Genomic DNA, 20224 nt, shown 5'->3' on the forward strand with positions numbered 1-20224 from the left:
CGTCGGAGACCAATACCGGCCAGATCTTCCTGCCGTCGGCCAATGCCGTGCTGTTTTTCGGCGTCATCTTCCTGGTCTTGAGCTTCAAGACCTCGGATGCGCTGGCGACGGCCTACGGTATCTCCGTGACAGGCGCGATGGTCGTCACCACGATCATGGCTTTCGAATTCGTGCGCGTTCGCTGGAATTGGACGCTGCCGATGGCGGTCGCCGTGCTGACGCCGCTGCTGCTGCTGGAACTCGTCTTCCTCGGCGCCAACCTTCTGAAGATCCATGACGGCGGCTATGTTCCGGTCACGATCGCAACGGCCTTCACCGTCGTCATGTGGACCTGGCGGCGCGGCACCGCGATCCTCATGGAAAAGACGCGCCACACCGATATCCCGCTGTCGTCCTTCGTCAGCTCGATCGAGCGCAAGAGCGACCATTCGCCCGCGCATGTGCCCGGCACGGCGATCTTCCTCACCAGCGATCCCGAATCCGCACCGGCAGCGCTGCTGCATAATCTGAAGCACAACCACGTCCTGCACGACAAGAACGTCATCCTGACGATCCGTACCACCAACAAGCCGCGCGTCGCACAGGAGGACCGCTACTCCGTCGAAAAAGTTTCCGAGCGCTTCTCGCGCGTGGAGCTGCGCTTCGGCTTCATGGAATCGCAGAACGTCTCGCAGGCCTTGGCGACCCTGCGCAAGACAGGCCTGAAGTTCGACATCATGTCGACCTCTTTCTATCTCGGGCGCCGCAAACTGGTGCCGGATGCGAAATCCGGCATGCCGCACTGGCAGGACCGGCTCTACATCGCGCTTGCCAATGCAGCGACCGATCCGTCGGACTATTTCCGACTGCCGGCCAACCGCGTGGTGGAACTGGGCTCGCACGTCATCATCTGACGCGGATGTTTCTGCTGTTTGCTCAAAAGGCCCTGTGGATATCCGCAGGGCCTTTTTCCGTTTTCGGTTCACCGTACTGATAATCATAGATTCGCCCGAATTAACCATCCATCAAGGTTAATGGGAGATTATTCCGGCTCCTGGTTTCGAGTGCCGTTGGAGTCCGGTGTTGTCTCGCTCGCGTTATGTCAGTCGTAAATTGAGATTCTTGCCAAAAACCTGGACTTCCCCGGCCGTATTCGGGCTTTGCGCCTGGCTGATCTTTCCATCGAATGCTGCTTATGGCGATCTTGCCGGCCTGCTCGCGGGCATTGACCGGGAAGGGGCCAACTGGCGCATGGTGATGACCAAATCGCCGGCCGGCTCCACCCATCAGGCAGAGCTGGCCTTCGGCGATGCCGGGGCGGCAGCGGCCGTCGGCGATGGCGGCCTGATGCTGCCGGACGGAACTCGGGTCGCATTCCAGTCGGAACGGAAGGGTAGCGATCCCCGGCCCGACGAGGACCGCATCAACCGGCAGGACAAGAAGGGCCGCGTAGTGGCCGTCGCGCCGATGCAGCCGCCGAAGGATTTTTCCGCAGGCTCGGTGCTGCAGCGCCAAAGCATGCTGCTTCGACCGGAATCCGCGACCGGCGAGCGCACGGCATTCCTCAAGCCGAAGCTCGGCGGCAAGGAAATCCAGATCGCCACCGCATTCTATAAGAAGCAGCCGCCGAAGCCTGACGACACTATGCCGGCTTACATCGCCAATCTGGTCACCAATCAGAATGCCGATGTTCTTGCTGCGGCCTATGCCTCACCGCCGCCGGATTATGCCCGCGTTTCTCCCTTCGATTCCATTCTGGCGAAGGATCAGGACGGCGAAGGCCGCTTCGTGCCGCAGATCGGGCCGAAGGATCATGCCTGGGCAGCCAATGTTCTGCCGCCCTCGGTCTTCTCGTCGGACGAACAGCAATGCCTTGCCACGGGTATCTATTTCGAGGCGCGGGGCGAGTCCGTGAAAGGGCAGGCGGCCGTCGCCCAGGTCATTCTCAACCGCGTCCGCAATCCCGCCTATCCCAAGACCATATGCGGCGTCGTCTATCAGAATGAGGACTGGCACAATGCCTGCCAATTCTCCTTTGCCTGCGATAACGTCAAGGAGCGCGTCAATTCTCCCGAACATTGGCGCATTGCCCGCCAGGTCGCCATGGCCGTCACCGCCGGAAAGATCTGGCTTCCGGAAGTCGGCTCCGCCACCCATTATCATGCTGTCTACGTTCGGCCGAAATGGGCGGCCGAAATGGTGAAGGTCGGCCGCATAGGCATGCACATCTTCTATAGGACCTATGGCGGCGGCTGGAGCTGAGAGGTAACCCGGTTCCGGCGAGTTGACATCGCGCGAAGGCCTGCATTCCCTTGCAAAAAGGCCACAGGAGAGCATGGGCTGAAGAGGATTCTTCGGCTCAGTTTTCAGCGAATATGGCTCTTTCAGCCTAAGATCATGATTTAATTGGGCTAATTTATGGCTGGACAGATACCGTCTACGCCTTGACTATGCTTTTTCCTAAAACTATGTTGCGCGCGACTTCAAAACGGGCCGAAAGGTGGCGAAACCTGCTGTTCGTTTACGCGTTGACCGGGGTATTGGGGCGACGCGCAACGAAAGGGGAGGGTGCCATCATGACGGATGGTCGCGATGAAGGTCTGGAACAGCGTCGGGCGCAGCTGGAAGCCGAATTGGCGAGCAAGCGTGCTGCGGTGAGAGAGGATGAACGCGGGGAGGTTCGCGCCGAGGAGAGCCGTAAAGGCTACGCTCAGGCGATGAAGCTTTCCAGTGAGTTCATTGCCGCGATCGTCGTCGGTATTGTTCTGGGCTATGTCTTCGACCGTTTTATTGGTACGACGCCGTGGGGCATGATTGTTTTTCTGCTTCTCGGATTTTGTGCCGGCGTGCTGAACGTGCTGCGCTCCGCAGGCAAGGTGGCGACACCCATGCTGGATGAGCGCAAGACTGACAGGAAATGAGCGGACGCAGCGCTGCGGCGTTGTTTCCAGGTAAGAGGCATCCGCTCGAAGGGGCGGAAAAATGAAAGAGAACAAGCGGTGGCAAACGGACCTACCCATCAGTTCCTGATCTTCAAGATTATCCCGATCGATATCGGCGGAATTGATTTTTCGTTCACCAACGCTTCCTTGTTCATGGTTGCCTCGGCAGCGATTTCCGCCGGCTTCCTCTATTTCGCCACCGCGCCCCGCAGCGTTATCCCCGGCCGTTCTCAGTCGGTTGCGGAAATGGCCTATGAGTTCATTGCCTCGATGCTGAAGGAAGGGGCGGGAACGAAGGGGATGAAGTTCTTCCCGCTGGTTTTTTCGCTTTTCATGTTCGTGCTGACGGCAAACCTGCTTGGCATGGTTCCGTACTTCTTCACGGTCACCAGCCAGATCATCGTCACCTTCGCTCTGGCGCTTCTCGTCATCTTCACCGTCATTCTCTATGGTTTGATCAAGCACGGCTTCGGCTTCTTCAAGCTCTTCGTGCCGCAGGGTGTTCCGGGCATTCTGCTGCCGCTGGTGGTGGTGATCGAAATCATTTCCTTCCTGTCCCGGCCGATTTCACTCTCCGTACGTCTTTTCGCCAACATGCTGGCCGGTCATATCACGCTCAAGGTGTTCGCGGGCTTCGTAGCCTCGCTTGGAGCCCTCGGCGCGCTCGGCATCGGCGGCGCAATTCTTCCCCTCATCATGACCGTCGCCCTAACCGGTCTCGAATTCCTTGTCGCCTTCCTCCAGGCTTACGTCTTTGCGGTGCTGACTTGCATGTACCTCAACGACGCGATCCATCCGGGTGGCCACTAAGGATAAAGACATTGGCGTCTAAGGGCGTCAGTCATTCACCGCACAACCATTTCAAAGGAGTTCAACATGGACGCGGAAGCAGCAAAGTTCATCGGCGCAGGTTTGGCTTGCTTTGGTATGGCCGGCACGGCTCTCGGCCTCGGCAATATCTTCGGCAGCTACCTGTCCGGCGCACTGCGCAACCCGTCGGCTGCTGACAGCCAGTTCGGCCGTCTGGTATTCGGCTTCGCCGTTACGGAAGCTCTGGGCATCTTCTCGCTGCTCATCGCTCTCCTCCTGCTCTTCGCCGTCTGATTTCAGCGGCGTCATAGATCACGGTTCGCGGGCAGCGAGCCGTGATTCTTTGTATTTGCAGACCACCTGGAGGTGAGCATGTTTGTGACCCCGGCATATGCTGAAGAAGCACCGCCGGCCGCCGGAGCGGTGCACACGGAAACGGGTGCGCCGAATGAAGGCCATCACGGCGGCGTTTTCCCGCCGTTTGACCATACGACGTACCCGTCACAGCTGCTTTGGCTGGTGATCACCTTCGTCATCTTCTACGTGGCCATGCAGAAGATCGTCATTCCGCGTGTCGGCACGATTCTGGAGAGCCGGCATGACCGCATCGCCCAGGATATCGAGGAAGCCTCGCGTCTGAAGGCTGAAGCCGACGCCGCGGTTGCGACCTATGAAAGCGAACTGGCCACTGCGCGCACCAAAGCGAATTCGATCGGCGCGACCGCCCGCGATGCCGCCAAGGCGAAAGCGGAAGAGGATCGCAAGGCGATCGAAGCCAGCCTTTCCGAAAAGCTCAAGGCCGCCGAAGTGCGCATCGCCGAGATCAAGGCCAAAGCCTTTGGCGATGTGGGCGCGATTGCGGAAGAGACGGCTTCGGCCGTTGTCGAGCAGCTCGTTGGCAACGTCGCCGGCAAGGCAGATGTCGCATCGGCTGTCGCCGCCGCATCCGCAAAGCAGGAGGGTTGATCCATGACTTTCGGTCTTGACGAAACTTTCTTCGCTTTTGTTGCGCTCATCATCTTCCTTGGCCTGATCGTCTATCTGAAGGTTCCGGGCATGATGGCGAAATCACTGGACGACCGCGCCGACCAGATCCGCAACGAACTGGCGGAAGCCAAGCGCCTGCGCGAAGAAGCCCAGCACCTGCTGGCCGAATATCAGCGCAAGCGCAAGGAAGCAGAAGCTGAAGCGGCAAACATCGTCGCGGCAGCAGAGCGCGAAGCCGAGATGCTGACGACGGAAGCCCGCAAGAAGACGGAGGAGTTCGTCGCCAATCGCACGGCTCTTTCCGAGCAAAAGATCAAGCAGGCTGAAGCCGATGCGATGAAGGCGGTCCGTTCGGCCGCTGTCGACCTGGCGATCGCCGCTGCTGAATCGGTGCTTGCGAAGAAAGCTGACGGAAGCGTTCAATCCGGCCTCTTCAACGACGCGGTCAACGAAGTGAAGACGCGGCTGAACTGAGCACGCGGACAATCGAAATTCGTAAGAGCCCTGCTTCGGTGGGGCTTTTTCGTTTTCCGTTCATATCGGATTGATCATTGCCATAGCAGTCGGCAGAGTCACCGGCTTCGGGAGAGTGGCGGATGCTGACAGCGACAGACGGCGAACCGTTTCGTCAGGGCAATCTTATCGTCAGACCGGCGCGGCCCTGGACACCGGGTGTACACGCCTTGTTGGCTGCGCTGCATCGAAATGGCTTCGAATCGGCACCGCTTCCGGATGGATACGACGAGCTCTGGGAAAGAGTGACCTATCTGCCGGGCGATACCGGTGATTTTGATAATTGCACCGATATGCGCAGCGAAAAGGCATTGCGATCCGCAGCATCGCTGCTGCGCCGTTATCATGATTGTTCCGCATTGTTCGCCGGGAACCTCGAGGCTGACCACCTCTGGCAATTGCCGGCCCGTCCGCCCTGCGAAGTCATCTGCCACGGCGATTTCGCGCCCTATAATGTCGTCCTGAACGACGGCGAGGCGATTGGCATCATCGATTTCGAGACCGCGCATCCCGCTTCCCGTTGCTGGGACCTGGCTTATGCGATCTATCGTTGGGCATCCTTGTCCTCAAGTGCTGCAATCGAGGGGTTGGACAGGCCAGCCGATCAGATCCGTCGCGCCCGCATCTTTGTCGATGCCTATGGGCTGCCCGCCGCCGAGCGTCCTTGCCTACCGGATATCACCGTCGAACGGCTGGAGGCATTGCTGTCCTTCATGCAGCATGAAGCCGCGCGGGGCATCGAGAGATATCGCCGAAATCTGCGGGATGGACATGATCGCGTCTACAGGGAAGACATCGCCTATATCACGAAATGGTCGGCGGACATCGCCGCAGGGCTGACGGACTGAGAACTCAGACAGCCTCTTTTCGCAGAGGGCGGAAGCTCATGCGGTGCAGGGAACAAGGACCATGCTCCTCGATGCCGGCACGATGCTGTGGCGTGCCGTATCCGGCATGGTCTGCAAAGCCATAGGCGGGGAAGACGGTTCCTGCGCGTGCCATCATCCGGTCGCGTGTTACCTTGGCGACGATCGAGGCGGCGGCGATGGAGAACGAGCGCGCATCGCCCTTGACGACGGCTTTTCCGGGGCATGCCAGCCCAGCCGGCACGTCTAGGCCGTCGGTCAGCACATAGCTTGCCGGCAGCGCCAGCCCGCAAATGGCGCGCCGCATCGCATCCAGACTTGCCTTGCGGATGTCGGTCATGTCGATGCGGCCAGCACTTGACGAGGCAATCGAGACGGTCGCTGTTGCGAGAATTTCGACAAACAGCTCCTCTCGCTTGCCGGCAGTCAGCTTCTTGGAATCGTTCAGCCCGTTCGGGATGCGGTCGGGATCGAGAATGACGGCGGCAGCCACGACCGGCCCCGCAAGCGGCCCTCTGCCGGCCTCGTCCGCTCCCGCAACCGGCCAGTGGCCGGCGCGACGGGCGACCAGTTCCAACTCGAATGTCGGAACGAGCGGGACGTCCTCGAAGAGCATGGGAGAATCGGGTGATGTGCTGCCTAACATGCGGCGAAGCTCGCACACCACCCGATCTCCTGCAAGCCCCCGGTGGATCAGGGCGGCGAACCGGGGGGCTTTTCCAGCGGGTACAGGGAAAACCCGCGAGGAATATCAGAGCAACGACAGCTGTACGCCGCCGCCATCGGGCGGCACGAACAGGTCGTCGCGCAATGCGATATTGCGGCGCGTGAGATCGAGCCGGCGCGTCGCCATCTCGAAGCGGCGGCTGATCTGCCAGGCGTAAGGCCCGGCGCCCTTCATGCGCTTGCCGAACTCGGCGTCGTAATCCTTGCCGCCGCGCATCGAGCGGATCAGCGACATGACGTGGCGATAGCGATCCGGATAGTGCTGCAGCAGCCAGTCGCGAAACAGCGGACTCACCTCCAGCGGCAGCCGCAGGATGACATAGCTTGCCTCCAGCGCGCCGGCAGCCTTGCCGACATCGAGGATGCGCTCGATCTCGTGATCGTTGAGGGCGGGGATGATCGGCGCCACCATGATCGACGTGCGGACGCCGGCTTCGCTGAGCGCCTGGATCGCTTCCAGTCGCCGCGGCGGCGTCGCAGCACGTGGCTCCATGGCCCGCGCCAGCGTCCTGTCGAGCGTCGTCACCGACAATCCCACCCGCACCAGGTTCTTTGCGGCCATTTCCTGAAGAATGTCGATATCGCGCATGATCAGCGCCGATTTGGTGACGATGGCGACCGGATGGTTCGCCCTGTTCAGCACCTCGAGGATCTGACGCATGATCCGCCATTCCTTCTCGATCGGCTGATAGGGATCCGTGTTCGTGCCGATGGCAATCACACGCGGCTTGTAGCCGGGCTTTGCCAGCTCGCGTTCCAGCAGCTTTGCCGCATCCGGCTTGGCAAACAGCTTCGATTCGAAATCCAGCCCGGCCGACAGGCCCATATAGGCATGCGTCGGCCGCGCGAAACAGTAGATGCAGCCATGCTCGCAGCCGCGATAAGGGTTGATGGAGCGGTCGAAAGGAATATCGGGAGATTCGTTGCGGGTAATGGCGGTGCGCGGCTTTTCCACCTGCACTTCGGTCTTGAACGGTGGAAGCTCTTCCCAGCTTTGCCAGCCGTCGTCGAAGGCCTCGCGCTGCTGCGGCTCGAACCGGCCGCTCGGATTCAATCCGGCACCGCGCCCGCGCCGGCGCTCGGCGTCGATCCTGAAACCGGCATCGGCGATCAGCGCGTTGGCAACGTCTGCCGTATTGGCAGGCGCGAATGCGGCCTGCCCTGCTAGGGACTGCTCGTTCATCGGTAGCTCCAGGGCGATGCATGCCATCGCATGCCGCGTCTAAGATGATTAAATTCCTATCCGACAAATGAGAACATTGCAAGAACAAAATGCGGATCTGCGCACCGCTTGTCCATGCTTCCGGCGGATTTAGGATGTCTTGAAGGCGCTTCAAACCTATACGTAAGCCCTTGCTCAAACAGCCGGATACAAGGCTTATGTGCTGGCAAAAAATTGTGCGCAGCTTTATAAATGGGCAATGTTGACGGTAATCATCGAATGCCAGGATCACGAACCCGAGCTGGCGCAGACATTGGCGGTATTGGTGGCGGGCGCGGTCGAGGGGCTGGTCAGCGATGTGGTCGTGCTCGATCACGGCTCCAGTGACGGCACGTCGAAGGTGGCGGATGCGGCCGGATGCCGCTTCTATTCGCAATGGGATATGAACGACATCTTACGCTCGGCGCGCGGCGAATGGCTGCTGCTGGTCGAGCCGGGCGCACGGCCGCAAGCAGGCTGGATCGACGAGATCGCCGAATATGTCTCCCTGAACAAGGTTCCGGCGCGCTTTACAGCTTCGCGCGGCTATCGCCGGCCATTCTTGAAGCGGATCGGCCACAGCGCTTCGCCGCTCGAACTGGGTCTGCTGCTTTCCAAACATCAGGCCATCTCCGCCGCGAAAACCGGCATGCGGCTGGCTGAGTTTGCCAAGGGCCAGAAGGGGAGGCGGCTTTCGAGCGAACTCATTCCCTCCTGGGTAGCGCGCGCAGCGCGATAGGGCCGCTGTATGATGCCCTAAACCGGCATCGATTTGAGGGTGAAATCATGCAGCAGATCGAAAGTGCCACAGCGACCTTTGCGCGTCGCATGCGACGCGCGGCGCTGTGGGTGCCTGACCTGAGATTTCATTTGAAAAGCTGCAAATAGCTGCGATAATTCTCTTGTGGGCGGCACCTCTAACGTGTCGCGTCGAGCGGCCGACCATGAAGATGCCGATATGCGGCGGAACAGGTCAGCGGAACACTCCTTGTCCGCCGGGATACCGGCGAAAGGAGGTGCGTCATGAAACGCACGATGTTCACCCGCCTCACGGCAATGGCTCTCGTGGCAACGGCAATTCTCTATCCCGACGTGGCTGCTTCGCAGGCGATGCTTGCTTGCGCCAAACGCGTCGATCTTGTCGGCTTCCTCAGCGACCATCTCTCCGAAAAGCTTTCCGCCGTCGGCAAGATCAATCCGGACACGGTCGTTGAAATCTACGCGGCGGAGAGTGGCAACTGGACGCTCATGATCAGCGACGTTTCCGGCCGCAGCTGCATCATCCTCACCGGCGAGAGCTGGGAATCAATTCCTGTTTTTCCGGGGCAGAAAGCATAGCGTCCCGGCAAAGCACAGTGCCCATCCGGCTCGTACCTGCAGCGCAGCGTGTCATGTATGACGCGCAAAGGTCGCTGCAGCACTTTAGATCTGCTGCATGATTTTATCGTTAAAGCATGTCGCGCAAAAGTGTGTAGCGGTTTTGCGACGACGACATGCGCTAAATCAGGGCTTAAAGCGCGAAGAGCGAATCTGAAAGATCGCGACGCGCTTTAGATCGATCACGATTTAAGGAATTATGCGGTAGAACCGGCACCGCGTTTCAGATGCTCGTCAAGGCGCGGCATGATCTCCACGAAATTGCAGGGCATATGACGGTAGTCGAGCTGCGCTTTGAGAATGCCGTCCCAGGCATCCTTGCAAGCGCCAGGGGAGCCTGGCAGCACGAAGATGAAGGTGGCGTTGGCGACGCCGCCGGTTGCCCGCGACTGTATCGTCGCCGTACCGATCTTGTCGTATGAAATGCGATGGAACACCTCGGAAAAGCCGTCCATGCGCTTTTCGAACAGCGGTTCCAGCGCCTCGGGCGTGACATCGCGGCCGGTAAAGCCCGTGCCGCCGGTGGTGATGACGACGTCGACCGCGTCGTCCTTCGTCCAGGCTTCCACCTGTGCGCGAATGCGCTCCTGGTCATCGGGAACGATGGCGCGGGCAACCAATCGGTGACCGGCGTCCGCAATGCGTGCGACCAGCGTATCGCCTGATTTGTCGTCGGCAAGCGTGCGCGTATCGGAAACGGTCAGCACGGCGATACCGACGGGAATGAAGGATCTTTCACTGACTGAACCCGCCATCATGCCTCTCCTGCGATTGTCTCCGTCACCTGGAAATACCATTCCGGCCTCTGCCTGTGAAGCGAAGCGGCTGCTTCCTTCGCCTGCTCGACATCCGCGAAGATGCCGAAACATGTCGCACCCGAGCCGGACATGCGCGTCACGATCGGGGACTGGCTTTCGATCAGGCCGGAAAGTACTGTAATCTCTCCGCAGATCAAGCGTGCCGGTGGCTCGAGATCATTGCGCAGATTTCTGATCGTGTCGATCCATTCGCCATATCCCTTTGGCATTTGCGATGGAAACAGCAATGGCGGATTGTCCTTGCGGGTCAGCAGGCGGAAAACGTCCGGCGTGGAGACGCCGACGAGCGGATTGCCGAGAACCATCGGGAAAGAAGGAAACGCCGGCAGCAGGTCTATGGCCTCGCCGATCCCGCGCGCCACCAGCGGCTGGCTGGCAAGGCACATCGGCACGTCCGCGCCAAGCTTCAAGGCGATCGCCTTGATCGTGTCCTCCGGCAGCTTGAGGCGCCATAGCTGCATCAGCCCGCGCAATGTCGCGGCCGCATCCGCGGAGCCGCCGCCGATACCCGAAGCGATCGGCAGGTTCTTTTCCAGATGGATATGGGTGGCGGGTGCGTCGAATCCGGCTGCGTTGGCGGCTTGCCGCAGCAGATCGCGCGCTCTGAGCACGAGGTTGCCACCGGCCTCTGCGTCGGCCGAAAGAAGCGGTCCGAAGCGCCCTGAAAGACTGAATTCGTCATGATCGCCGGCGCGAAAGCCGAGGCGGTCGCCATAACGGGCAAAGCTCACCAGCATGTCGAGCAGATGGTAGCCATCAGCGCGGCGGCCTGTGACATGCAGTGCAAGATTGATCTTTGCAGGCGCTTCTTCCGTGAGGTCGAAATCGCCCGCTGCCAAGATCGCGTTCATGGGAAGTCTTAGGACTTCTTATCGACCGGCGCCGGGGCGTTCGTATCGGGCGCAGGTGCCGGCGCGGGATCCGGCTGTTTGCTCTTGTCGACGGTCTTCGGATCGTTATCGAGTGCGGGTAAGCCCTTTTCGATCTTCTCCTTGATCTTCGGAATATCGGCCTCTTCCGGCTTGGAGGCGAGCGCACGGTTCCACTGATAGACGGCTTCGAGCTTGCGGTTCACCCGCCAGTAGGCGTCGCCGAGGTGATCGTTGATCGTCGGATCGCCGGCCTTCAGCTGAGCAGCCCGCTCCAGTTCGTTCACCGCATCGTCGAAGCGGTTGAGACGGAAATAGGCCCAGCCGAGCGAATCGACGATGTAGCCGTCATCCGGCTTCAGATCCACGGCCTTCCGGATCATGTCGAGACCCTGGTCGAGGTTCATGTTCATGTCGACCCAGGAGTAGCCGAGATAGTTCAGCACCTGCGGCTGATCCGGATTGAGCTCCAGAGCCTTCTTGAAATTCGGCTCGGCATCCGGCCACTTCTTCAGCCTCTCATAGGCGATGCCGCGCTGGAAGAACACGGCCCAGTCGCTGCGCTTCGGCACGGGACCGATGATCTGCACGGCCTTGTCGTAATTGTCGGCCATGGCCTGGAAGTCTTTCGCATCGGAAAGGACGCTGCCATAGGCCAGATAGCTGCGGACATCGTTGGGATCTGAATCGATCAGCGCCTTCAGATGCCTGCGCGCATCGTCGACCTTGCCGGACTGGGCGAGTGCCAGGCCGAGCTGCAGTTCGGAGATGCGGGCCATCGGCGAATCGTCCGGCACCTTCTTGTAGAAGGCGATGGCACGATCGGTCTGATCCTGCTTTTCGGCAAGCCCGCCAAGCAGAACCAGCGCGTCGGCCGCCTTCGGATCGAGCGAATTGGCGATCTGCAGGTAGAGCGAGACGACGTCTTCCGCGCCGTCGCGGTTCAGTGCGGCGCCGATTGTGAAGAGCACGGCGGCTGCGCCCTCGCCGGCGTTGGTAACCTGCTGGTCGGGCTTGTCACCTTTGCCGATGCTGTCACGGAGCGCATTGAGCGGCGCATAGTTGCTGACAAGATTGTCGCCGACCGAGATCGCATCCAGGGCCTTCTGCTTGTCTCCGGCCTTGGCTTCGAGCCGTGCGAGCGCCATGACGGCGCGCATGAAGGTGTCGGGAGCCGTTGCGCCACCCGTCTTGTCGAGGATCGCGTCATTGAGGTGCGAACGTGCCGATTTGAGATCGCCCATCGTCAGGGCGATGGCGCCGGCGTGATAGTTCTTGAAGATGTTGAACCAGTCCGGGCCTTTCATCTTGTCGATCATCGAGATGGCTTCCTTGCCGCGGCCGGAACCGGCGCGAGCCCAGGCGGCAAGCAAGTTGGTCATCATCCGGTCGAGATCGTTCGGACCGCTATATTTGAGGATTTCCTGCGCGGCGCGATATTCGTGGCGGCGGATGGCGTCCATGCCGCGTACGATCGTGGTGACGCGCTCGACGGAAGGATCGCTCTTCAGCTCGTTGGCATATTTGACGCCTTCTTCCAGATTGCCGTTCAGCAGCAGAGAGATCATCAGCCGCTGGCGGATTTCCGGATTGCCCGGGTCGATCATCAGCGCTTTCTTGTAGAGCGCGATGGCAGTGTTGTAGTCGTGATCGACATCGGCGGTGCGGGCGGCCAGGAAGGCGCCTGCGAAGGTATCGACGTTATCCGGATCGAAAGAAGTGACCGGGGCGCTTGCCTCCGGCGCTGCCGGCTTATCCTCTGCGCGCGCGCCAGTCAGGGCGGACACGGAAAGGACCGCCGCCAAGGCTACGCCCGAGAGGAAACGGATGGCAAGTCTCTGCCGCATTAGAAAGCCTTTCATCAAGGGATGGCCGGCGAAGTCGCCGGCGGCATAGAGCGTTCGTGTCAACTGATTCACAACAGGATGGCTTTTTTGAAGCGGCCCTGCAACAAATTCGGGTCGCCGCTATCAATTAACGCGTTCGATGCAGAAATCGATCACTTCCAGAAGTGCGGATTTCCAGGGCGTTTCCGGCAAGGGCGCCAGGGCATCACGGGCGATGGTGCCGTAATGCACGGCACGAGCGATCGTATCGGCCAGGGCGCCATATTTCGTGATGAGGCCGAGGGCTTTTTCAAGATTTGCGTCGCTGTTGTTGCCGGTTTCGATGGCGTCGCGCCAGAAAGCGCGTTCTTTTTCGGTGCCGCGGCGATAGGCGAGGATAACCGGAAGCGTGATCTTGCCCTCCCGGAAATCGTCGCCGACGTTCTTGCCGAGATCGGCAGCCTTGCCGCCATAGTCGAGCGCATCGTCGACGAGCTGGAAGGCGAGGCCGAGATTGGTGCCGTAGGATTTCAGCGCATTGCGCTCGGCCTTGCCGGCGTTGGCAACGATCGGTCCGACTTCGGCTGCGGCGGCAAAGAGTGCTGCGGTCTTGGCGCGGATGACCGAGAGATAATCGTCTTCCGTGGTTTCCATGTTCTTGGAAACGGAGAGCTGCAGCACTTCGCCCTCCGCGATGACGCAGGCGGCCGACGACAACACATCGAGCGCCTCGAGCGAGCCGACTTCCACCATCATGCGGAAGGCCTGGCCGAGCAGAAAGTCGCCGACAAGGACGCTTGCCTGGTTGCCCCAGATCATGCGGGCAGTGGACCTGCCGCGGCGCAGATCGCTTTCGTCGACCACATCGTCATGCAGCAGCGTCGCCGTATGCAGGAATTCGACCGAGGTTGCGAGCTTGATGTGATTATCGCCCTGATAGCCGTAAAGCGCGGCGGATGCGATGGTCAGCATCGGCCGCAGGCGCTTGCCGCCGGAGGAAATGAGATGTTCCGCAACCTCGGGGATCATCTGCACATCCGAGCCGGCTTTCGACAGGATGAGCTGATTGACGCGTTCCATGTCCGCCTTGGTCAGGTCCACCAATGGCTTGATGGATGCCAGTTTATTCTTGCTTTCTTCAAGCGGTATCACGACGCCCAACGATCCGGACTCCTGTTCATTTTCCGTAAAGCACAATAAGAAGGGGCGAAACAGGCGGCAAGAGGCGAATTGCCTCGTCGCATAAATTTGACAGGAATTCTAAGGCTTATGCACGAGCTGATCCGCACCAACGACCCGGTTCTTCTTTCATTTGCGCAGAGCCTGATGAAGGATGCCGGAATTCATTGCCTGGTGGCGGATCAGGCGATGAGTGTGCTTGAGGGCTCTCTCGGCATGCTGCCGCGCCGTTTTCTGGTCGAGGAAGAGCGCGCCGATCAGGCCCGCCGCATCCTCGTCGATGCCGGTCTCGGCAACGAGCTGCGCCCGGCGCGTCGTTGAGGTCCGCCATGACCGAAAACCCCTCCGAAACGATCGATGCCTTCCATCGCGGCGCCTTTCATGTCGTCCAGCCGAAGGGCAGGGGGCATCGTTCCGGCATGGATGCGATGCTGCTCGCGGCGCTGGTGGCCGACGAGCGGGCGATCCGGGTGGCCGATCTCGGCGCGGGCGCGGGCGCGGCCGGAATGGCCGTGGCGTCACGGCTCGATCGTGCCGAGGTGGTGCTGTTCGAGCGTTCGCCCGACATGGCGGAATTTGCTCGCAAGAGCCTCAAATTGCCGGAAAATGCCCGTTTTGCCGATCGCGTCTCGGTCATCGAAGCTGATGTGACATTGACCGGCAAGGATCGCAACGAGGCCGGCCTCACCGATGACAGCTTCCACCACGTCATCATGAACCCGCCCTTCAACGATGCCAGCGACCGGCTGACGCCCGATGCATTGAAAGCGGAGGCGCATGCCATGACCGAGGGGCTTTTCGAGCGTTGGATACGTACGGCAGGCGCGATCATGATTCCCGGCGGCCAGCTGTCACTCATCGCCCGGCCGGAATCGATCGGCGAGATCATTGCCGCCTGCGGCCGTCGCTTCGGGGGCATCGAAATCACGCCGATCCACCCGCGCGCGGGTGAGAATGCCGTGCGCATTCTGGCGACCGCGATCAAAGGATCGAGGGCGAGATTGGCATTGCGTGCGCCGCTGACCATGCACGGCGAGCGGACGCATAAATTCACCGATTTCGTTGACGATATGAACAATGGTCGCGCGCCATATCCGCGCCGATAGCCTATCGTCCGCCTTGGGATCTGTGATGAAATGCAATCCGCAATGTTGCGTTTGCCGTTTCCATGCATACATCACGGAACAACAGATTTCATGAATCAGGGATGACGAATGTTTGGGTTCTTGAGACGCATGCTTCCGAAGCGCTTCCGCAACGATGGAGTGATCATACCCGTCGTCCGGCTGAGTGGCGTCATCTCCGCAGGCGGTGGGCCGCTGCGGCAGACGCTGAGCCTTGCGGGGGTGTCGCAGGCACTTGAAAAGGCGTTCGATATGAAGACGGCACCGGCGGTCGTCATCGTCGTCAATTCGCCCGGCGGCTCTCCCGTGCAGTCGCGTATGATCTACAATCGCATCCGCGATCTCGCTTCCGAGAAAAAGAAGAAGGTTCTGGTCTTCGTCGAGGATGTCGCGGCGTCCGGCGGCTACATGATTGCGCTGGCAGGCGATGAGATTATGGCCGATGCGACGTCCATCGTCGGCTCGATTGGCGTCGTCTCCGGCGGCTTCGGTTTTCCGGAGCTGCTGAAGAAAATCGGCGTCGAACGCCGTGTCTATACCGCCGGCGAAAACAAGGTGATCCTCGATCCGTTCAAGCCGGAAAAGGAGAAGGACATCGAATATCTGAAGAGCCTGCAGCTCGAGATCCACAAGGTCTTCATCGACATGGTGCTCGAGCGTCGCACAGGAAAGCTCTCAGCGGACGAAACGGTATTCTCCGGCCTATTCTGGACCGGCAATCGTGCGTTGGAGCTTGGCCTGATCGATGGCCTCGGCGACATGCGTCAGGAGTTGAGGAGACGCTTCGGCGACAAGGTCAAGCCTACGCTGATTACCACACCGCGCAGCCTTTTCGGCCGCAAGGCTTCCGGCATTTCGTTGGCTGGCATGGACGGCCTCGGCGCCGGGCTTGTATCCGGGCTTGCCGAAGCAGCAGAGGAAAAGGCATTGTGGAGCCGGTACGGATTGTAATCGGGAGCGCTGCCTGATGCCCCAGATCATCTTCTTCATCATCGCCGTCGGCGGCATCTGGCTGCTCTATCGGCGCTTCGTGCGCGACGCCCAGAAGCTTGCCGAAAAATCCCGCCGCGCCGAAACGGAGCGCCGCACCGGCGCCATGGGAACGCTGGTCAAGGACCCGAAAACCGGCGAGTACCATGTGAAACGCGAGGATGAGTAGGGCAAATTGCTTCGTTTGCGAGTTTTTGATATACGTTGCTTAATGTATATCATTGGAGTGTCTCATGCAGGTCGCGAAGTGGGGGAATAGTTTGGCCATCCGCATCCCTTCCGCGGTTGTCGATGCTCTCGATCTGAAGGAAGGCGACGATATCGTCGTGCGTGTCGGCAAAGGAAACGCCTTCGAGATCGAACGCGACGACAAGCGGCTGAAAGCCTTGGAAAAGATCAGATCGTTCAAGCTCAAACTTCCCGGGGATTGGAAGTTTGACCGCGAAGACGCCAATTCCCGCTGATGCGTCGCGCTTCGGATTTTCTCGACACCAGCGTTCTCCTCTATGCTTTTACGGAGGGAGAACGAGCCGAAAAAGCACAGGCACTTTTGGCCGAACCATTCGTTATCAGCGCTCAGGCACTGAACGAGTTTGCCAATGTCGGACGTAAGAAGCTCAAAATGCAGTGGGCCGATATTCGCGAGGCAGTTGATGCACTCGTCGCTTTGTCGGCAACCATCGTTCCTGTAAGTGAGAAGATTACGTTGGCAGGGCTGGACCTTGCCCAGCGCTATCGGCTTTCCTCCTATGATGCAGCTATGCTGGCTGCGGCGATCGAGGGTGGCTGCGAGCGGTTTTATTCGGAGGATCTGCACGGCGGTCTGGTAATCGAGAAACAGTTGACGATCGTCAATCCATTTTGACGGCCCTGCGGAGTCAAGCACGTGCGATCCCGCCGCACTGCGCGGAGTAAAAACTTGACCAGTTCGCCCCGCCGTGGCACCTGTCCGCCAAACAATTCGCCAGCGGAAGAAATCAATTCCCATGACTGCCAACGTGCCCGACCATATGAACCCGAAGCGCTCTTTTCAGGCGCTGATCCTGACGCTGCACAATTACTGGGCCGACAAGGGTTGCGCGGTTCTGCAGCCCTACGACATGGAAGTCGGCGCCGGCACGTTCCATCCGGCGACGACGCTGCGTTCGCTCGGTCCGAAGCCTTGGCGGGCCGCCTATGTCCAGCCGTCCCGCCGCCCGTCCGATGGCCGCTACGGCGAGAACCCGAACCGCCTGCAGCATTATTACCAGTATCAGGTCATCCTGAAGCCCAATCCGCCGAACCTGCAGGAGCTTTACCTCGGCTCACTGAAGGCGATCGGCCTCGATCCGCTGCTGCATGATATCCGCTTCGTCGAGGACGATTGGGAAAGTCCGACGCTCGGCGCATGGGGCCTCGGCTGGGAGTGCTGGTGCGACGGCATGGAAGTCTCGCAGTTCACCTATTTCCAGCAGGTCTGTGGCATCGAATGCGCGCCCGTCGCCGGCGAGCTGACCTATGGTCTGGAGCGTCTTGCTACCTACGTTCAGGGGGTCGACAGCGTCTATGACCTCAATTTCAACGGCCTCGAGGGCGAAGACAAGATCACCTATGGCGACGTCTTCCTCCAGGCCGAGCAGGAATATTCCCGGCACAATTTCGAATATGCCAATACCGAGATGCTGCATCGCCATTTCATCGATGCCGAGAAAGAATGCCAGGCATTGCTGACAGCCGGCGCCCCCGGCGACAGCGAAAATCATCGCCTGCACAAATGCGTCTTTCCGGCCTACGATCAGTGCATCAAGGCGAGCCACGTCTTCAACCTGCTCGATGCTCGCGGCGTCATCTCGGTGACGGAACGTCAGAGTTACATCCTGCGCGTGCGTACGCTCGCCAAGGCCTGCGGCGAGGCCTTCCTGCTGACCGATGCCGGCGGCATCAACTGGAACCGGCAGGCCGCGTAAGCCAATCCCGAGCGGACTTCCCCGAGTTTGGGCCGGGCTAACTGGTTCTTGCTTGCCTGCGATTGTGAAGCCGGGTGACATAGCCGGCAAATCTGCCTACTGTCCCCGTGGTTGCAGTCGCCACGGGGATTTCAGATGTTTATTGTTCTCGCGATCATAATTCTGGCCGTGCTCTATGTCGTTTTCGCCTATAACGGGCTTGTTCGTGCCCGTCAGATCGCGGAAGAAGCATGGTCCGGCATCGACGTGCAGTTGAAGCGTCGCGCCGATCTCATTCCCAATCTGGTTGAAACGGTCAAAGGCTATGCCGGCCATGAGCGCCAGACGTTGGAGGAGGTTGTGGAGCTGCGCAACAAGGCGCAGGCGGTGCCTGCAGGCGACGTCGCCGCCCGAGGTCAGGTGGAGGGCCTGCTGTCGCAGGCTCTCGGCCGTGTGATCGCGCTTGCCGAAGCCTATCCCGATCTCAAGGCTAATACCAACTTCCTCGAATTGCAGCGCTCGCTTGAGAGCGTCGAGGGTGAAATTCAGATGTCGCGCCGCTACTACAACGGTGCCGCGCGCGATCTGAACGTCAGGGTCGAAACTTTCCCGAACAATCTCATCGCCGGTCCCTTCGGCTTCGTTAAGCGGGCCTACTTCGAGATTACCAACGAAGCGGACCGCGCGGTTCCGTCGGTGAAGTTCTGAGATTTCCGCTATCGGTTTTTCATGCGAGGCGCTAAAGGATGCCGACCGCTGGCCATCGGCCGCCTTCCTGACTGACCAAAGAGAACGATGATGGGTAGAGCCAAACTCACGATTATCCCGCCTGGCAAGCCTTTGACCGGACGCGCCATGCCGCCGGGATCGAAGTCGATCACCAACCGCGCGCTGCTGCTGGCAGGCCTTGCCAAGGGCACGAGCCGGCTGACCGGTGCGCTGAAGAGCGACGATACCCGCTATATGGCCGAAGCGCTGCGCGCCATGGGCGTAACGATCGACGAGCCCGACGACACTACATTCATCGTCACCGGCAGCGGCAAGCTGCAGGCGCCGGCAGCCCCTCTCTTCCTCGGCAATGCCGGCACCGCGACGCGCTTCCTGACGGCCGCCGCCGCCCTGGTCGAAGGCAAGGTCGTCGTCGATGGCGATGCCCATATGCGCAAGCGGCCGATCGGCCCGCTGGTCGATGCGCTCCGCTCGCTCGGTGTCGACGCCTCGACGGAAACCGGCTGCCCGCCCGTGACCATCAACGGCACCGGCCGTTTCGAAGCTAACCGCGTGCAGATCGATGGCGGCCTTTCCAGCCAGTATGTCTCGGCGCTGCTGATGATGGCGGCCGGCGGCGACCGCGCCGTCGATGTCGAACTGCTCGGCGAGCATATCGGCGCTCTCGGCTATATCGACCTGACAGTCGCTGCCATGCGCTCTTTCGGCGCCAAGGTCGAGCGCGTGAGCCCCGTCGCCTGGCGCGTCGAACCCACCGGCTATCATGCCGCCGATTTCCTGATCGAGCCGGATGCTTCCGCCGCGACCTATCTCTGGGCGGCGGAAGTTCTGAGCGGCGGCAAGATCGATCTTGGCACCCCGGCGGAACAGTTCTCGCAGCCGGATGCGAAGGCCTATGACCTGATTTCGAAGTTCCCGCATCTGCCCGCCGTCATCGACGGTTCGCAGATGCAGGATGCCATTCCGACGCTCGCCGTTCTTGCCGCCTTCAACGAGACGCCGGTGCGCTTCGTCGGCATCGAGAACCTGCGCGTCAAGGAATGCGACCGCATCCGCGCGCTGTCGAGCGGCCTGTCGCGCATCGTTCCCAACCTCGGCACCGAAGAGGATGACGATCTGATCGTCGCTTCCGATCCAAGCCTTGCGGGAAAAGTGCTGCCGGCCGAGATCGACAGTTTCGCCGATCATCGTATCGCTATGAGCTTCGCCCTTGCGGGCCTCAAGATCGGCGGCATCACCATTCTCGATCCCGATTGCGTCGCCAAGACTTTCCCGTCCTACTGGAACGTGCTGGCTTCGCTGGGTGTCGCTTACGAAGACTGACGCTCCGCCATCTTAAGGGAAGGCTGAGCGCAGACGTATT

The 20224-nt window shown here is 60.3% G+C and carries 25 protein-coding genes; 19 read left to right on the forward strand and 6 right to left on the reverse strand.

Features of this window, described 5'->3' with window-relative positions:
* The 8 genes from Q4Q11_RS00005 to Q4Q11_RS00040 all read left to right on the forward strand — a co-directional run.
* On the forward strand, positions 1-893 hold an 893-nt coding region (locus Q4Q11_RS00005), incomplete at its 5' end, for a KUP/HAK/KT family potassium transporter (RefSeq protein WP_498568171.1).
* A gap of 169 nt (positions 894-1062) precedes the next feature.
* The gene (locus tag Q4Q11_RS00010; protein ID WP_112513166.1) at positions 1063-2241 is read left to right on the forward strand and encodes a cell wall hydrolase; all 1179 of its coding nucleotides are present in this window, start codon (positions 1063-1065) and stop codon (positions 2239-2241) included.
* A gap of 314 nt (positions 2242-2555) precedes the next feature.
* A complete protein-coding gene (locus tag Q4Q11_RS00015) occupies positions 2556-2900 on the forward strand; it encodes an AtpZ/AtpI family protein (RefSeq protein ID WP_498568172.1) in 345 nt (114 codons plus the stop codon).
* A 78-nt stretch (positions 2901-2978) separates the two neighbouring features.
* Positions 2979-3731 carry a F0F1 ATP synthase subunit A gene (locus tag Q4Q11_RS00020; protein ID WP_112513164.1) on the forward strand — a complete coding sequence of 251 codons (753 nt, stop codon included), beginning with the start codon at positions 2979-2981 and terminating at the stop codon, positions 3729-3731.
* Between the two features lie 66 nt (positions 3732-3797).
* On the forward strand, positions 3798-4025 hold the full coding sequence (locus Q4Q11_RS00025; RefSeq protein WP_004109844.1) for a F0F1 ATP synthase subunit C: 228 nt from the start codon (positions 3798-3800) through the stop codon (positions 4023-4025).
* 78 nt (positions 4026-4103) lie between these two features.
* A complete protein-coding gene (locus Q4Q11_RS00030; RefSeq protein WP_112513163.1) occupies positions 4104-4697 on the forward strand; it encodes a F0F1 ATP synthase subunit B in 594 nt (197 codons plus the stop codon).
* 3 nt (positions 4698-4700) lie between these two features.
* The gene (locus Q4Q11_RS00035) at positions 4701-5192 is read left to right on the forward strand and encodes a F0F1 ATP synthase subunit B (RefSeq protein WP_112513162.1); all 492 of its coding nucleotides are present in this window, start codon (positions 4701-4703) and stop codon (positions 5190-5192) included.
* A 122-nt stretch (positions 5193-5314) separates the two neighbouring features.
* The gene (locus tag Q4Q11_RS00040) at positions 5315-6079 is read left to right on the forward strand and encodes a phosphotransferase enzyme family protein (RefSeq protein WP_498568173.1); all 765 of its coding nucleotides are present in this window, start codon (positions 5315-5317) and stop codon (positions 6077-6079) included.
* Positions 6080-6083: 4 nt separating this feature from the next.
* Here the strand turns inward: Q4Q11_RS00040 and rnhB are convergent, their stop codons facing one another.
* A complete protein-coding gene (gene rnhB / locus Q4Q11_RS00045; RefSeq protein WP_498568247.1) occupies positions 6084-6743 on the reverse strand; it encodes a ribonuclease HII in 660 nt (219 codons plus the stop codon).
* Positions 6744-6848: 105 nt separating this feature from the next.
* Entirely contained in the window at positions 6849-8006 is a 1158-nt protein-coding gene (locus Q4Q11_RS00050; protein ID WP_498568174.1) for a PA0069 family radical SAM protein, read from the reverse strand.
* A gap of 238 nt (positions 8007-8244) precedes the next feature.
* On the opposite strand from Q4Q11_RS00050, the gene Q4Q11_RS00055 reads away from it, so the two are divergent.
* Both Q4Q11_RS00055 and Q4Q11_RS00060 read left to right on the forward strand, forming a co-directional pair.
* Complete coding sequence (locus Q4Q11_RS00055) at positions 8245-8763, forward strand: glycosyltransferase family protein (protein ID WP_498568175.1); 519 nt, start codon at positions 8245-8247, stop codon at positions 8761-8763.
* Between the two features lie 284 nt (positions 8764-9047).
* Complete coding sequence (locus tag Q4Q11_RS00060) at positions 9048-9362, forward strand: hypothetical protein (RefSeq protein WP_112513158.1); 315 nt, start codon at positions 9048-9050, stop codon at positions 9360-9362.
* A 236-nt stretch (positions 9363-9598) separates the two neighbouring features.
* On the opposite strand, the gene moaB is transcribed toward Q4Q11_RS00060, so the two are convergent.
* The 4 genes from moaB to Q4Q11_RS00080 all read right to left on the reverse strand — a co-directional run bounded on the left by moaB (position 9599) and on the right by Q4Q11_RS00080 (position 14075).
* The gene (gene moaB, locus Q4Q11_RS00065) at positions 9599-10156 is read right to left on the reverse strand and encodes a molybdenum cofactor biosynthesis protein B (RefSeq protein WP_498568176.1); all 558 of its coding nucleotides are present in this window, start codon (positions 10154-10156) and stop codon (positions 9599-9601) included.
* Entirely contained in the window at positions 10156-11070 is a 915-nt protein-coding gene (locus tag Q4Q11_RS00070; RefSeq protein WP_498568177.1) for a 4-(cytidine 5'-diphospho)-2-C-methyl-D-erythritol kinase, read from the reverse strand. Before Q4Q11_RS00070 ends, moaB begins: the two co-directional genes overlap by 1 nt.
* An 8-nt stretch (positions 11071-11078) precedes the next feature.
* On the reverse strand, positions 11079-12935 hold the full coding sequence (locus tag Q4Q11_RS00075; protein WP_498568178.1) for a tetratricopeptide repeat protein: 1857 nt from the start codon (positions 12933-12935) through the stop codon (positions 11079-11081).
* A gap of 123 nt (positions 12936-13058) precedes the next feature.
* A complete protein-coding gene (locus Q4Q11_RS00080) occupies positions 13059-14075 on the reverse strand; it encodes a polyprenyl synthetase family protein (RefSeq protein WP_112513155.1) in 1017 nt (338 codons plus the stop codon).
* A gap of 108 nt (positions 14076-14183) precedes the next feature.
* On the opposite strand from Q4Q11_RS00080, the gene Q4Q11_RS00085 reads away from it, so the two are divergent.
* The 9 genes from Q4Q11_RS00085 to Q4Q11_RS00125 all read left to right on the forward strand — a co-directional run bounded on the left by Q4Q11_RS00085 (position 14184) and on the right by Q4Q11_RS00125 (position 20184).
* The gene (locus tag Q4Q11_RS00085) at positions 14184-14414 is read left to right on the forward strand and encodes a putative signal transducing protein (RefSeq protein WP_112513154.1); all 231 of its coding nucleotides are present in this window, start codon (positions 14184-14186) and stop codon (positions 14412-14414) included.
* An 8-nt stretch (positions 14415-14422) separates the two neighbouring features.
* Positions 14423-15199, forward strand: coding sequence for a methyltransferase (locus Q4Q11_RS00090; protein ID WP_113213792.1), 777 nt, complete (start codon positions 14423-14425; stop codon positions 15197-15199).
* A gap of 108 nt (positions 15200-15307) precedes the next feature.
* On the forward strand, positions 15308-16168 hold the full coding sequence (locus Q4Q11_RS00095) for a S49 family peptidase (protein ID WP_498568179.1): 861 nt from the start codon (positions 15308-15310) through the stop codon (positions 16166-16168).
* Between the two features lie 16 nt (positions 16169-16184).
* Positions 16185-16376 (forward strand): membrane protein, encoded by a 192-nt coding sequence (locus Q4Q11_RS00100; RefSeq protein ID WP_037149631.1) that lies wholly within the window; start codon positions 16185-16187, stop codon positions 16374-16376.
* A gap of 64 nt (positions 16377-16440) precedes the next feature.
* Entirely contained in the window at positions 16441-16671 is a 231-nt protein-coding gene (locus Q4Q11_RS00105) for an AbrB/MazE/SpoVT family DNA-binding domain-containing protein (protein WP_498568180.1), read from the forward strand.
* Positions 16671-17072: a PIN domain-containing protein gene (locus Q4Q11_RS00110; RefSeq protein WP_498568181.1), complete on the forward strand. Its 402-nt coding sequence runs from the start codon at positions 16671-16673 to the stop codon at positions 17070-17072. The genes Q4Q11_RS00105 and Q4Q11_RS00110 overlap by 1 nt, the downstream gene beginning before the upstream one ends.
* Positions 17073-17193: 121 nt before the next feature.
* Entirely contained in the window at positions 17194-18153 is a 960-nt protein-coding gene (locus Q4Q11_RS00115) for a glycine--tRNA ligase subunit alpha (RefSeq protein ID WP_498568182.1), read from the forward strand.
* Between the two features lie 135 nt (positions 18154-18288).
* Positions 18289-18840 (forward strand): LemA family protein, encoded by a 552-nt coding sequence (locus tag Q4Q11_RS00120; protein WP_498568183.1) that lies wholly within the window; start codon positions 18289-18291, stop codon positions 18838-18840.
* Between the two features lie 87 nt (positions 18841-18927).
* Positions 18928-20184 carry a 3-phosphoshikimate 1-carboxyvinyltransferase gene (locus Q4Q11_RS00125; RefSeq protein WP_498568184.1) on the forward strand — a complete coding sequence of 419 codons (1257 nt, stop codon included), beginning with the start codon at positions 18928-18930 and terminating at the stop codon, positions 20182-20184.
* Positions 20185-20224 lie beyond the last annotated feature (40 nt).

The organism is Rhizobium sp. UFLA01-1127 (genome assembly GCF_059803845.1).